The 13,988-nt window shown below is 29.8% G+C and carries 14 protein-coding genes; 2 read left to right on the top strand and 12 right to left on the bottom strand.

Features of this window, described 5'->3' with window-relative positions; all coding sequences use genetic code 11:
- Positions 1-3: 3 nt before the first annotated feature.
- The 4 genes from CURI_RS05790 to CURI_RS05775 all read right to left on the bottom strand — a co-directional run bounded on the left by CURI_RS05790 (position 4) and on the right by CURI_RS05775 (position 3,742).
- Positions 4-663 carry a methionine ABC transporter permease gene (locus CURI_RS05790; protein ID WP_014967296.1) on the bottom strand — a complete coding sequence of 220 codons (660 nt, stop codon included), beginning with the start codon at positions 661-663 and terminating at the stop codon, positions 4-6.
- Positions 656-1,627: a methionine ABC transporter ATP-binding protein gene (locus CURI_RS05785; protein WP_014967295.1), complete on the bottom strand. Its 972-nt coding sequence runs from the start codon at positions 1,625-1,627 to the stop codon at positions 656-658. Before CURI_RS05785 ends, CURI_RS05790 begins: the two co-directional genes overlap by 8 nt.
- Before the next feature lie 373 nt (positions 1,628-2,000).
- Positions 2,001-2,828, bottom strand: coding sequence for a MetQ/NlpA family ABC transporter substrate-binding protein (locus CURI_RS05780; RefSeq protein ID WP_014967294.1), 828 nt, complete (start codon positions 2,826-2,828; stop codon positions 2,001-2,003).
- A 110-nt stretch (positions 2,829-2,938) separates the two neighbouring features.
- The gene (locus CURI_RS05775) at positions 2,939-3,742 is read right to left on the bottom strand and encodes a DUF169 domain-containing protein (RefSeq protein ID WP_014967293.1); all 804 of its coding nucleotides are present in this window, start codon (positions 3,740-3,742) and stop codon (positions 2,939-2,941) included.
- 449 nt (positions 3,743-4,191) lie between these two features.
- On the opposite strand from CURI_RS05775, the gene CURI_RS05770 reads away from it, so the two are divergent.
- Both CURI_RS05770 and CURI_RS05765 read left to right on the top strand, forming a co-directional pair.
- The gene (locus CURI_RS05770; RefSeq protein WP_014967292.1) at positions 4,192-5,034 is read left to right on the top strand and encodes a MetQ/NlpA family ABC transporter substrate-binding protein; all 843 of its coding nucleotides are present in this window, start codon (positions 4,192-4,194) and stop codon (positions 5,032-5,034) included.
- 101 nt (positions 5,035-5,135) lie between these two features.
- Positions 5,136-5,930, top strand: coding sequence for a DUF169 domain-containing protein (locus CURI_RS05765; protein ID WP_014967291.1), 795 nt, complete (start codon positions 5,136-5,138; stop codon positions 5,928-5,930).
- A 315-nt stretch (positions 5,931-6,245) separates the two neighbouring features.
- Here the strand turns inward: CURI_RS05765 and CURI_RS05760 are convergent, their stop codons facing one another.
- The 8 genes from CURI_RS05760 to CURI_RS05725 form a co-directional block, all read right to left on the bottom strand.
- Positions 6,246-7,232 carry an ABC transporter ATP-binding protein gene (locus CURI_RS05760; protein ID WP_014967290.1) on the bottom strand — a complete coding sequence of 329 codons (987 nt, stop codon included), beginning with the start codon at positions 7,230-7,232 and terminating at the stop codon, positions 6,246-6,248.
- Complete coding sequence (locus CURI_RS05755; protein ID WP_014967289.1) at positions 7,219-8,235, bottom strand: ABC transporter ATP-binding protein; 1,017 nt, start codon at positions 8,233-8,235, stop codon at positions 7,219-7,221. The genes CURI_RS05760 and CURI_RS05755 overlap by 14 nt, the downstream gene beginning before the upstream one ends.
- A gap of 2 nt (positions 8,236-8,237) precedes the next feature.
- On the bottom strand, positions 8,238-9,074 hold the full coding sequence (locus tag CURI_RS05750; protein WP_014967288.1) for an ABC transporter permease: 837 nt from the start codon (positions 9,072-9,074) through the stop codon (positions 8,238-8,240).
- A 97-nt stretch (positions 9,075-9,171) separates the two neighbouring features.
- On the bottom strand, positions 9,172-10,128 hold the full coding sequence (locus tag CURI_RS05745) for an ABC transporter permease (protein ID WP_014967287.1): 957 nt from the start codon (positions 10,126-10,128) through the stop codon (positions 9,172-9,174).
- Positions 10,129-10,239: 111 nt separating this feature from the next.
- On the bottom strand, positions 10,240-11,787 hold the full coding sequence (locus CURI_RS05740; RefSeq protein ID WP_014967286.1) for an ABC transporter substrate-binding protein: 1,548 nt from the start codon (positions 11,785-11,787) through the stop codon (positions 10,240-10,242).
- A gap of 438 nt (positions 11,788-12,225) precedes the next feature.
- Positions 12,226-12,972, bottom strand: a complete 747-nt coding sequence (locus CURI_RS05735; RefSeq protein WP_014967285.1) for an AAA family ATPase — start codon at positions 12,970-12,972, stop codon at positions 12,226-12,228.
- Complete coding sequence (locus CURI_RS05730) at positions 12,969-13,406, bottom strand: YaiI/YqxD family protein (protein WP_014967284.1); 438 nt, start codon at positions 13,404-13,406, stop codon at positions 12,969-12,971. The genes CURI_RS05735 and CURI_RS05730 overlap by 4 nt, the downstream gene beginning before the upstream one ends.
- Positions 13,407-13,687: 281 nt before the next feature.
- Positions 13,688-13,939 (bottom strand): hypothetical protein, encoded by a 252-nt coding sequence (locus CURI_RS05725; protein ID WP_051003973.1) that lies wholly within the window; start codon positions 13,937-13,939, stop codon positions 13,688-13,690.
- Positions 13,940-13,988 lie beyond the last annotated feature (49 nt).

Raw genomic sequence — 13,988 nt, 5'->3', positions numbered from 1 at the left:
ACTTTATCTTAGTCTTCTATACAGTAAACTTCCTAATGTTTGTATAATTTGAACGATTATAATTAATACAATAACTGTTCCATACATTATAGTATCATTAAAACTTTGATATCCATATGTGAGAGCTATAGCTCCTAATCCACCTGCACCAACTGCTCCTGCCATTGCAGTACATCCTAATATCGAAACTATTGCAAGTGTTACACCTGAAATTATAGAAGGTACTGCTTCTTTAATCATTATTTTGAAAACAATTTGCATATTAGAAGCTCCAAATGATCTAGCTGCTTCAATAAGTCCTTTATCAACCTCTTTTAAGCTTCCCTCTATTAATCTAGCTATAAATGGAGATCCTGCTATTACTAGTGGTACTATTGCTGCATTCTCCCCTATCGATGTTCCTACAATCTTTCTTGTAAGTGGTATGATAGCTACTACTAATATGATGAACGGAAAAGATCTAACAACATTTATTATCGTATCTAATACTTGATAGATTCCTTTATTAGGCTTAAGACCCTCTTTATCTGTTACCGTTAATATTATTGCCATTATAAATCCAAAAAATATAGATAAGATAGTTGATAATATAACCATATATAGTGTCTTTCCTAACTCTGGAATAACTATTTTACTTAAAAGTTCTATAGAATCGCTATTCATTTTTTATCACCTCATATTTAACCCCTATATCATCTAAATAGTTAGTTATTAGTTCCTCATTTTCTTTTTCAGTGTTTATAACTACTGAGCCTAAAACACTATCTCTATACTTTTCAAGCTTTCCCCAAACTATAGAGAAGTCTATATCTAGCTTTCTTGCCATACTAGATACAATGCTATCAGATATATCACTCTTAGAGTATACTAGTCTTATATTGACTCCTTTCTTTGGTAACACTTCATCATCTTCTTCTCCCAGAAGATCTCTTAATGATTCTGGTTGATCTAAGAATATATCTTCAACATTTCCTTTGGCAGCTATTTTCCCTTTATCCAGCACTGACACTTTGTTGCAAACTTGCCTTACGACTGACATTTCATGTGTTACTATAACAATAGTTATTCCAAGCTTTTTGTTTATTTCTCTTAGTAAAGATAATATAGATTTCGTCGTTTTAGGATCTAATGCAGATGTAGCTTCATCACACAGCAATATCTTAGGGTCAAGTGAAAGTGCTCTTGCTATTGCTACTCTTTGCTTTTGCCCTCCACTTAAAGATCTTGGCTTATCATTTATTTTATCTGATATATCAACTAGTTCTAGTAATTCTTTAACTTTTTTATCTATCTCGTCTTTCTTATATCCCCAACATTCCATTGGCAATGCAATATTTTCATATACTGTCTTTCTCTGCATTAGTGAAAAGTGTTGGAATATCATTCCTATATTTTTTCTAAACTCTCTGATTTCTCGCTCTCCATGACTCTTAACTTCAAATTTATCTATTTTTAAGCTTCCAGAATCATAAGTTTCAAGTCCATTTATACATCTAAGAAGTGTAGATTTGCCTGCACCACTTCTACCTATAAGACCATATATGTCTCCATCATTAATAGTAAGATTGATATCTTTTAAAACACTTACTTTTCCAAAAGACTTTTGTAAATTAGATATTTCAATCAAGTTGTTTTCCCTCCTATATTTATTGAACTGATATATTACACACTTGTCTAGTATCATATTTGTACATATTCATAGTTCATAATTATTACTTAAGTAGTACTTCAAATTTAAATACTATGCCCTAGCTTCTATATTATAATTATTTAAGACAAACATACTCATCATAGGAATAACTTCTACGACAACAGTTTTCTACTTTTTTCATTATATATTGACTTATAAATTTACTCCAATAGATGTTATATATACATTTTAGTTTTGCTATAACTATTTTCTATATATGCTCTAAGAATTCTCTACACTTTAATTTGTAGATCTTGTTATAAAAAAATCTGATAGTTATTAGTACATAACTATCAGATTTATATTTTCATTAATAGAGTGGGGTTGATGCTCCCTTATATCCTTTGTTTAACTTTTCTCTTGCATCATCACTCGTATATGCTTTTATCATATCTTTGACCCAGTTATCATCAAGATTTCCTGTTCTAACTGTAAGTCCACATGAAAAATTATTGTTTACTTCCTCAAAAACTAATGCTGACTTTGGATCCATATCAGCCTGTAGTATATGTGATGCTCCTGCTATAGATGCATCAGTATCATCTAATGATCTAACAGCTGTACCAAATGCCATCTCCGCAAATTTAAAATTCTTAGGATTTTCAATTATATCAAGCTTGCTATATAGATCTTTCTTTTCATCAGTTAGTTTAATTAAGCCACAAGCATCTAGTAATCTTAGACCTCTATCCATATTTGACGCATCATTATAGATTCCAATAGTACCCCCCTGTGGTATATCATTTATATCCTTATGTTTTAAAGAGTATAGTCCGTAATTAGGATAATAAAGTAACGGATCTACCATTGATAATGATACTTTATTATTATCTTTTAAATATGCATCCAAGTATGGAGTATGCTGAAATAAATTAGCATCTATAGATCCTTCGGCTAATGCAGTATTTGGTAATACAGCATCATCAAAAACTACAATTTCTACTTCGTACCCCTTTTTTTCTAATTCCTCTTTACCAGAGTCTGCTGCTATTTTGGAAGATGAAAAAGTACCTATTTTAATATTCTTCTTAACTATATCTGCTGAAACTTTATCTTGTTTTTCTTTTTTTGCACATCCAGACATTACAATTATCATAAAAGATATTATTATTGTAAATATTAGTAATCCTTTTTTCATGTTCTCCCTCCTAATCTTATTATGAAAGCCACCTTATACCTTACTCATTTTCTACCATAAATATATAAATTGTAGGATGGCTCTAGTGTATGTTATAAAATTCCTATTTCTTATACTAGTTTATTTTTCTTAGGAGGCTTTTTCATATAATAAGCATTATCATATTCAACTTTGAAATCAATTTTTTCTTCCTTTAATCTATATTCTATTTCTTTCTTCTTCTCATTTGGCTCTGTTGCATTTAACGTCATATAGGTTCCTTCTACAAGTAGTTCAAACTTGTTAAATGGTAGACCTATCATGATCTCACTGTCCTTCCACTTATTGTTATATCTTGTCCCGCTACATAAAAATGAAATATTAATATGATTATGTTCATACGGATATGCTGTACATTCTGAGCAAACAGCTTGATTTCCTGTAGCTCTTAATGAAAAATCTGCTCCAAACATACAAGTATATCCCTGCATTATTCTCATAGACTGATAAGAGTCTGAAACTATAATTACTATGTCAGGATCATAATTAAACTGTTCAAGTGGTTTAATTTCAATCCCATAAATCCTAAAGTTAAATCGAGATGTGTTTTTTATTGCACTTCTGCAAGTTGTAATATCTCGATATAATCCTATATTTTTATAGTCTTGTCCTGATATCAATGAATTCTCAAGTTCTTTCATCCCAAGTGCATTTGATCCACCAATGCACCCTGAGTTCTCTGAAATAACTTTCATATCATATCCTAATGTAGCTTTCCTTATCATAACACAGTATGGCATCTTCCCTTTAACAGACCTTGCATCGGCATTTTCAAATTCATCTTTATTAAAAAGAAATTTCACTCCTACAACTTTTCTTTCAAGTTCTAGTGCAGCATTAAGTTTTTTTACACTATCCTGTAAATAGTTTTTCATAGTCATTCTCCTTAAGTACTATATTTTTTAACATATTAAAATTTATACATCTTAGTTATTATTAGTTATTGATTATGCGCATCAACTTTCATATAATCATTTTTACTCCTATTAGGATATCTTTGAATATAAAAATAGAAGTAATTGATATACTCTTCATTTGTGTGTAAATTTCTCTTATTTACTACATTTTATATTATATAAATACTCCAATACATGTCCAATAGATATTATTTATATATACTTGCTCGTCTATTATTTTTTATATAGTTATACTTTCATAATCATTATACACTGATAAAGCTAGTGTCTAAGCCATATATAGCTATTGTTCTTGAGCTTGACTCACTATATTTTATACTCTATAATAGTTAAAAATATTATTTAGATTCTAGTAAAAAGCTATAGTAAATAATAATACAACTATCTATCAACCAAAGGAGGACTATATGAAAAAGAAGTTTATTAAACCAATATATTTTATTTTAATTACGATTGTATCTCTTTTCTTAATGTCTTGTTCTAAAGAGAGTGATATTAGCAAAGAAAACGGTAAAGCAAGTGAGTCTCAAAGTAAGCATATAAAAATTGGTTGTGTTCCAACAACAGAAGCCGCTACCAAGTTAGTAAAAGAAGCAATTGAAAAAGGTGGAAATACAGCCGAATTAGTTATGTTCGATGGTAACAATATTCCGGCCACTGCTCTAAAAGAAGGTCAAATTGATGCTTTATTTGCTAATCACCTTCCATGGATTGAAACTTTTAATAAAGAAAATGATGCAGATTTAAGAATGGTAGAACCTTATTATTATTTCTCTCCATATAGAATTTTTTCTACAAAATACAAATCTATTGCTGAAATACCTAATGATGCAATGATTATTATACCTAATGATCCCGCTAATCAAGATAGAAGTCTACGAATGCTAGTAGAGACTAATTTAATAAAATTAGGAGAAAAGAAAGGTAATTTTTTCACTAGATTAGATATAACCGAAAATCCAAAAAATTTAAAATTTACTGAAGTTGAAATTACTAATACAGCAAGTAGTATAAGAGATGTTGATGCTGTTTTCTCAATGGCATTTATTGCACAGCAAACAGGTAATATCGATCCTAATATATTTCTTTATGAAGATCCTTTATCATCAAATTACCCTATGGGGCTAGTAGTCAAAGAAAAAGATGTTGATGCAAAATGGGCTGTAGATGCGATGAAACTTCTGAAAACAGATGAGTACAAGAAAAAATTTAATAATCAATTTAAAGGAGCCTTTACTTTAATTGAGTAGTGATTCTAAAACTTGATATGATTTATCTTCTTTAAAATCATATCAAGTTTTTTATTGTATTAAAGAATGTAGTATTCTTTATTTATTAAGGAGAGGATAAGATGAATTATAAGATTTTAGAGGAAACTATTGATAAAATTTACTGTGCTCTTGACTTAAAACGTAAAGTTATTGGAGTAAAACTTATTTATTCAGAAAAAGAATTTAGTGAGTGTACCGCAAAAAAACTAAAAAATAAAATGACGTATTGTACGCTAGTTAAACTTGCTTCGAGTGGTTATACTTTTAAAGCAGATTTAGACAACTTTGCTTGTCTTTCTGCCGCAAGAGCCCTAGGAATTATCGATCCTACTGATGATTGGTTATCAGGATGTCAATATAGAGACAGAAAGATGTATCAAGATCTTGAAACATCACAGAAGGTAGTAGATAACACTACAAATATTCAACAGAAGGTTTATGGTATTCTTGTTGGTCCAATTGAAAAGTGTTCATTTATTCCTGATGTTGCTATTATTATCACAACCCCTTATAATAGCATGAGACTAATTCAAGGATATACTTATAAATATGGTACAAATGTTAATTATAAGATTATAGGTAACCAAGCAATATGTTCTGAATGTACAGCATATCCTTTCGAAAATAATGATATAAATATATCAATGTTATGTTCTGGAACAAGACATATGGCAGGCTGGGATAAAGATGAAATGGCAATAGGTATACCAATAGATAAGTTTATTGACATGGTTGATGGAGTTTATGAGACTATCAATATTATGGAACCAAATAAAGATAAGACTATAATTGATGAGAAACTAAAAAAACTAGGACGTAAAGATTTAAATATTGAATATGATAAGAATTACTATACCGGTCTATATCTTAAATAAAAGTATAATTAGTTCAGATAATCAAAGTCGTTAACTTTTACTAAATTAGTATTCAGGTTAACGACTTCTATTTTTTACAATATTATATTTAACTAGTATAGGGTAAGATTAGGTACATCATTATTCATTTTAATAAAGATTTATATAGATATATCTTTAAATCTATCATTAAAATCATTTTCTTTAAACTTAATTTAATACGTTGTAATAGTTAGATCTTAAATATACTTAAAATACTATACTGATATTTTTGTATTAAATGTTGGCATTTTAAAATTACTAATATCAATATAAAATATCAACTAACATAACCAATTAATCTAATAAAAAACATGCAACTTTGTGACCATTATCTTTTTCTATAAACTCTGGAGACTTTTCTTTACAAATATCTATAGCATTAGGACATCTTGTATGAAAAACACATCCTTTAGGAAGATTAAGAGGTGATGGAATTTCCCCGGTAATTTTCATTTCAGATTTAATATGTTGTTTTCCTATTCTAGGTACTGACGAGAATAGTGCCATCGTATATGGATGCTTTGGATTATTGAATAGTTCATCTACAGAGGCTTCTTCAACAAGTTTTCCAAGATACATAACACCGACTCTATCTGATATATATCTAATGACCGATATATCATGGGATATAAATAAATAAGTCAGCCCAAATTCTTTTTGCAAGCTTTTTAGAAGATTAATTATTTGAGCTTGAATTGATACATCTAGAGCAGATACAGGCTCATCACATACCATTATCTTAGGATTTAATATAAGTGATCTAGCAAGGCTGACTCTTTGTCTTTGTCCTCCAGAAAACTCATGTGGATAATTATAATAGTGCGAAGCTTTTAATCCAACTTTTTCTAGTATCTCAAATACCTTCTCTTGCCTTCCTTCTTTATTATCAACATTATGAATAATTAATGGTTCTTCAAGCATCTTACCTATACGCTTCTTTGGATTAAGTGATGAAAAAGGATCCTGAAAAACCATCTGTAAATCTCTTCTTATACTTTTTAGCTCTCTATCATTTAAATTTAAAAGATTCTTTCCATTATATAAAATCTCTCCAGAGAATGGTCTAATTAAGTTAACTATAATTCTTGCAAGAGTGCTTTTTCCACACCCAGATTCTCCAACCAATCCATAAGTTTCATTTTCGTAAAGATCTAGTGATACGCCATTTACCGCTGAAACCTTATTCTTTTTTGAAAGTAAACCTAAAATATTACTTTCATTTGATAAGAAATGTTTTTCTAAATTCTTTACGCTTAATAATATCTTTTTATTTTTTTCCACTATTTTCACCTGCTTTTGTTTCAATTTCATTATAGTAAAAACATCTTACAAAATGACTTTCATTATCTTCTACAATTTCTGGTGCTTCATCGTGACATTTTTTATCTGCAAATTCACATCTGTTTACAAATATACATCCTTTTGGCCTGTCAAATAGTGAAGGAACACTACCTTTGATAGTACTTAATACTTCTCCTCTTTTACCATCAATTGAAGGTATAGCATTCAAAAGTCCCTTTGTATATGGATGAAGAGGTCTTTTAAATAGATCTTTATTATCAGATTCTTCTACAATTTTACCTAAATACATAACCATTATTCTATCGCAAATTTGACTAACCACTCCAAGGTCATGAGTTATAAAAATCACTGCCATACCAAGCCTTTTATTAATATCTAGTATAAGGTTTAAAATCTGAGATTGTATTGTTACATCTAAAGCTGTGGTTGGCTCGTCTGCAATAAGTAGGCTGGGATTACAACTTAAAGCCATTGCTATCATTATTCTTTGTTGCATTCCACCAGATAGTTGATGTGGATATTCTTTCATCCTTACTTCTGGTGATGGTATACCAGTTAGTTTAAGCATTTCAATACCTTTGTTCCAAGCTTCTTTCTTTGATATATTTTGATGCAAAATAATTGCTTCTGTTAGCTGATTTCCAATAGAAAACACCGGATTGAGCGAGCTAATAGGATCTTGAAAAATCATTGATATCTCATTTCCTCTAACTTTCTGCATATCTTTGTATTTCATTTTTAAAATGTCCTTGCTTTTATATAAGATTTCACCATCATAAGTTACAATATTCTTTTCGTCAAAAAGCCTCATTATAGATTGAACGGTCACACTTTTTCCGCATCCCGATTCACCAACTATACCTATTATCTCTCCCGGTCTAATATTAAAAGAAACTCCATCTACAGCCGTAACTTGTCCTCTTTCTGTTTCAAAGATTGTTTTTAGGAACTTTACTTCTAATAGAAAATTTTTATTTTCCATATTTAATTACTCTCCTTTTTATCTTTAAGCTTCCGACTCAATTTCTTTCTTGTGAATACTACGCTTGGATCTATAAAGTCACGAAAACCATCACCTACAAGATTTAATGATAATACTGATAGCACAATAAATACACTAGGCATTACTACTAGCCACCAAGCTTTTGTTATTGCAATTTTACCTGATTGAACTATATTCCCCCAACTTGGTTCTGGAGCTGGTACTCCTGCTCCTAGAAAGCTCAGTGCGGCTTCAGACATTATACTTTCTGCAAAAATATAAGTTGCTTGTACAATAAGTGGAGATAGTACATTTGGAGCAATATGCCCCCAAATTATTCTAAACGTTCCTGCTCCTTGAGATCTTATTGCTTCAATATAAGTTTGCTCCTTTATAACTAAAGCTTGAGACCTAACAATCCTTGCAGTACTTGGCGTATAAACTATAGATAAGGCTATAATTACATTTACTACTGATGATCCAAATGCTGACATTAAAGCAATGGCTAACAATATCCCTGGAATAGCCATCATTCCATCACAAATTCTCATAAAAATATTATCTAGTCTTCTATAGTAACTTGCATAAAGACCAATTATAAGCCCTATACATGATGATATTAAAGTAACTGAGAGTCCAACACTCATAGATATTCTTCCACCATATATAATTCTTGTAAACAAATCTCTTCCAAATTCATCTGTTCCAAAAAAATGTATTGAGCTTGGTGGTTTAAGTCTTTCTGTAACAGACATATTGTAAGGGTCAAACTTAAGTATATAAGATCCTACAACTATTAATAAGCTTAATGCTATAAGAAAAGTTAGTCCCAATATCATAGTTTTGTTATAAAAAAGCGTTTCATAGTGGTTTTCCTTTGTTTAGCAATTAAATCTTCTCTTTCTTTTTTCACTTCATTTAGATTTTTTTCCATAGCTACTCCTTAACCTTTTCTAATCTAACTCTAGGGTCCGCAGTTCCATAAAGAAGATCCACAACTAGATTTACTAATATATATATAAGTGTTACAAACAAAACAACTCCTTGTATAGTAACAAAGTCTCTTCTTTTTATTGAATTTATAATTAATTGGCCTATTCCAGGTATATTAAAAACAGTTTCTACTACAACAGCTCCAGTAACTAAAGACCCAAATGATTGACCAATTACTGTCAGTATAGGCATCATTGCATTTCTCATAGAGTGTTTCATTACAATACAAAATTCTTTAACACCTTTTGCTCTTGCCGTTTTAATATAGTTTGTATTCATAACGTCTACCATAGAAGATCTTATCATCCTTGAAATTAAAGCTGCTTGAATAGTACCTAAAGATATTGCTGGTAAAATTAGATATCTTAAGTGTTCAATTATTCCTTGATTTATTGGCTTATATCCAGCAATAGGCAAAATCTTTAGACTCACACCAAAAACTATCATTAATAACAATCCTAGTAGAAAGCTTGGCAGCGCTAGTCCTAAAAGAGAAGCAGACATTAGTGTTCTATCAATTATTGTACCTTTGTTATATGCTGAAAATATTCCGACAGGAATTGCAATAAGCAAAGCTATTATTTCCGCAAATATAGATAATGAAATAGTAGGTGACATGTGTTCTAAAATTGAGTTAAGAACAGGCTCTTTCATGAATATTGAATATCCAAAATCTCCAGTTAAGACACCTTTAGTCCAGTTCAAATACTGCTCATAAATTGGTAAGTTCAATCCTAGTTCTTCATTTAATTTTGCTATTTCATCAGGTGTTGCCTCCATTCCTAGAATGACCACAGCTGGATCTCCTGGAGTAAGGTGCATTATTGAAAATACTATTAAAGATACAATAATTAATACTGGAATTAATGATAGTATTCTTTTGACAATATACTTCCCCATAAATATTCCTCCTATTTCTTTATTTCAAAAAGTAAATCCTTCATTCCCATTTAGGTAACGAAGGATTTCTTTATCTATTTTTTAACCTTAGTGTTCCAAGGAATAGAAGATTCAAAAAACCTCAAAGCCTTCCAGCTTATCAGATGATGCAGTTATACTTTTGTACTGTCCTATTGCTGACGAAGATAGATAAGTATAAAGAAACTCTTGTAATTTATCCCACTCTTTTTTAGCTTCGTCTTCTGTTTTAGCTGAACGTATTTTTGACAACTGCTCTTGAATCATTGGATCGTTAGCTCCAGCCCATTCCTTATTGACTACAAGTAATTGTTGTGGAAGTAGTTGATATGAATTACTTGTTATGAATATATCCCAATTTTTAAAATCTTGTTTCTTTTCCATAAACGTCGGAAAATCATATTCCTCAACCTCTACGTTCATTCCAAGTTTTGTTAATTGATCTTGTACAACTAAAGTTGCTGAATACATTGAAGCATAATCTTTGGTCGTAAGAAGTCTTACTTTCTCTCCATTGTACCCTGATTCTTTAAGAAGTTTTTTAGCTTTCTCTACATCTTTTTTATTATATACATTCTTACCAGCTTCACTATACCATTGCTTTTGTGATGGATTCATATAACCTGGTGCAAGTTCAAAAAGATCTGACTCTATATAACTTGCAAGCATTATGTCTTCCATATTTAATCCTATTTCAATTGCTTGTCTCATTTTTTGATTTGCAAGAATTCCTTCAGTAACATTATAGAATAATGTTAAAGTTCCACCCGCATCTGTATGAAGATTAATTCCTTGTTGTGATTTAACTTCTTGATAACTTTCAGCAGGTATATCATCAACAATATCATACTCTCCAGATACTAATCCAGCTATTCTAGTAGCTGAGTCTGGAACAAAGTGATAGTATAAATCGTTTATAAAAACCTCTTTTTTCCCAGCATTCCCACTTGCCGCAGTATCTAGTGCTTGATAGTCTTCATTTTTTACTAAGTGAATATATTGATCCTGTTTCCATTCTTTAAATTTAAAAGGACCTGTTCCAATATATTCGTTAATACCTTCAGTTGGTGCATTTTCAATAACTTCTTTAGGAAGTATAGCAGGAAAATTTGCCTGTGAAGACATTATTGTCAGTACTTCTGTTGCTGGGGTTTCAAGGTTAAGAGTTACTACATACTTATCACTCTTAACAAATTTTGCATTTGGAATAAGTGATTTTGCTCTCGATGATTTCTCAAGCCATCTATTCATAGATGCTTCTACGTCTTCAGATGTCATCTCTTTTCCATTGTGGAACTTTACCCCTTCTCTTAATGTAAATGTATAGGTTTTATTATCCTCAGATATATCGACTGACTTTGCAAGCATTGGGGTTGGCTTATAATCTTTATCTAAAGTATAAAGTGTCTCAAACATATTTTGAGCAATGTCTAAAGCAACTTGAGATACAGTCATAGGAGCATCGATTGTAGGTGGCTGTGCTGTAACAGCAATATTTAACTTTGTATCATATTCAACATTCGATTCTTTAGCTTTTTTACCTGATTCTCCCGACTTCTCTGTTTTTGATGTACAACCCATAAGTGCTAAGCTAACTAAAGTCATGATTGTCAATATTTTTAAGCTAGTTCTTTTTTTCATTATATCCTCCGTTTGTAATAAAGTATTTTAGTAACTCATTTTCGTCACTTTTAGAGTATTTTATCTAACGTATATATAAAAGTCAATTTGATAATATCAATATAAACATATAGATATATAAAATTTATCAATACTTAAAAATAATCATCACAATAAAACAGATGGCAATCTATAGTGTATTTTTATTTTATGTACTATTTTTAATCCTTACTTAAAGGTTTATCAATTAAATATAATGAACATTTTCTATTACTAACTTGGCATTCTTCAATTTTTCTATTATGATAAGTATTAATAATGATTGTCCTAAAAAACTTCTTAGCAGTAAATTTTTTATATTTCTATATACATATAACTTATCTGATACGCTTTAATACTTTTTAAACTTAGCCCTAAATATTTGCATGTATTTTTATATCACCATTACAAAATCAAGTATTAATAGTTATCTTCATCATTCAAAAGAATGTTTAGCATATTTTCTGTATTATTTAAAAATGCTTTAGTTATCTGGTAGTGTTCAGTATCCTCGTACTTTATTTTATTAAATCCATATTCATTTAACTCATATATTATAGAATCTGGATATGCCATTAGTATTGGTGAGTGTGTTGCTATTATAAATTGAGAGTTTTCCTTAACTAAATGATTAATTCTAGAAAGCATAGCCATTTGTCTTGATGGTGATAAAGCAGCCTCAGGCTCATCTAAAATGTATAGTCCATTTCCTATAAATCTATTAATAAAAACTGAAAAGAAAGATTCTCCATGTGATTGATTATGTAATGATTTTCCTCCATATGAACTAATAGCACCTATGTTGTCTACATTTGTAGCAAGATTGTAAAAACTTTCAGCTCTAAGGAAAAATCCACCTTTTGGCTTTCTTATTCCTTTAATTAGCCTTATGTATTCATGTAGATCTGAGTGTGTTTCCTTAGTTGAAAAGTTAAAATTTTTAGTTCCTCCTTCTGGATTAAATCCATAAGATACAGCTATTGCCTCTAATATAGTTGATTTACCAGTGCCATTTTCTCCTATTATAAACGTTACCTTAGGATGCAATTCGATATTAAATAAATTTTTAACTGAATCTAGAGAAAAAGGATAGTCTGAAAATGAAGATATCTTGTCTCTGCAGAGTTCTATTTGTCTTAAATATCTATCATTATTTAATAATCTCAATGTAATTCCTCCACTAAGGCTCTAAATTTATTCCTAAATTTCACATTGTCATCATTACTTCGTTTTTTAAATTTAGTATATTTTCCTTCTTTTCTTCTTATCTCTCTATTAATATGTCTACGACTTAACAATTCTTCTATATTTTTATCAGATATTATAAGACCATTTTGATTTATACAAATAGCTCCTTTAGCAAGAGCCATTCCACAAAGTCCATAATCTTGAGTTACTACTATATCACCTTTACCAGCTTTATTTACAATATAGTAATCAGCACTATCACTTGAATTATCTACTGTGATTATAGTAGCGTATGTATCTTCTATTTCATGTGAATAATTCTTAACTACTAGTACTTCTACTCGATATTCTTTAGCTACTTCTATAGCTATCTTAACAACAGGACATCCATCAGCATCTATAAGTATTTTCATTTCTTATCTTTAGTGAGGGAGTATATTATAAGTACAAATTCTCACTAAAGTACACCTCCTTTCTTTTTATACTATTTTATATGTATACTACATTAACCTGTTGTGCTAGTTAAATCCTAAGAGTATTGGAAATATCATATTAATATTTAAACATATAAATAACTTAGTAATTTAAAACAAATAATCTCAATATAAAAAATCAACTAGCATAACGAGTTACGTTAATAATTTTGTTAATAATTCATAAAAAAATGATACGAATTAAATAACTCTGTTCTCAATTAATCGTTTTTGTTATCATCGTTTATTACCTTTTTCCACTTCATATAATTATATATCAATTGTGTTAAATTAAGTAGAATAAGAATTATTGTAGTTATAGTCTTAACTGAAGTGCTATTATCTGAATTCCATACTAATAGTAATACAACAATATTAATTGGAGTCAACCACAATGTTCTAATAAACTTACGTCTATAGGTTAATCTCCAATATATAGGTTCAAAACCTCTATCTACTTTATTATTCCCCACCGTAATCACCTCCTACATTGCTTCACGTTATTTTACAATTGTAACTCTA

Source organism: Gottschalkia acidurici 9a (assembly GCF_000299355.1).
In the GTDB taxonomy this organism is placed as follows: Bacteria; Bacillota; Clostridia; order Tissierellales; family Gottschalkiaceae; genus Gottschalkia; species Gottschalkia acidurici.
This window is presented reverse-complemented; position numbering and strand designations above follow the sequence as displayed.

Excerpts from the sequence above, each read along its gene's own strand:
- CURI_RS05790 (WP_014967296.1), bottom strand. The coding sequence starts at position 663 with ATGAATAGCGATTCTATAGAACTTTTAAGTAAAATAGTTATTCCAGAG.
- CURI_RS05780 (WP_014967294.1), bottom strand. The coding sequence starts at position 2,828 with ATGAAAAAAGGATTACTAATATTTACAATAATAATATCTTTTATGATA.
- CURI_RS05775 (WP_014967293.1), bottom strand. The coding sequence starts at position 3,742 with ATGAAAAACTATTTACAGGATAGTGTAAAAAAACTTAATGCTGCACTA.
- CURI_RS05770 (WP_014967292.1), top strand. The coding sequence starts at position 4,192 with ATGAAAAAGAAGTTTATTAAACCAATATATTTTATTTTAATTACGATT.
- CURI_RS05765 (WP_014967291.1), top strand. The coding sequence starts at position 5,136 with ATGAATTATAAGATTTTAGAGGAAACTATTGATAAAATTTACTGTGCT.
- CURI_RS05755 (WP_014967289.1), bottom strand. The coding sequence starts at position 8,235 with ATGGAAAATAAAAATTTTCTATTAGAAGTAAAGTTCCTAAAAACAATC.
- CURI_RS05750 (WP_014967288.1), bottom strand. The coding sequence starts at position 9,074 with ATGATATTGGGACTAACTTTTCTTATAGCATTAAGCTTATTAATAGTT.
- CURI_RS05745 (WP_014967287.1), bottom strand. The coding sequence starts at position 10,128 with ATGGGGAAGTATATTGTCAAAAGAATACTATCATTAATTCCAGTATTA.
- CURI_RS05740 (WP_014967286.1), bottom strand. The coding sequence starts at position 11,787 with ATGAAAAAAAGAACTAGCTTAAAAATATTGACAATCATGACTTTAGTT.
- CURI_RS05730 (WP_014967284.1), bottom strand. The coding sequence starts at position 13,406 with ATGAAAATACTTATAGATGCTGATGGATGTCCTGTTGTTAAGATAGCT.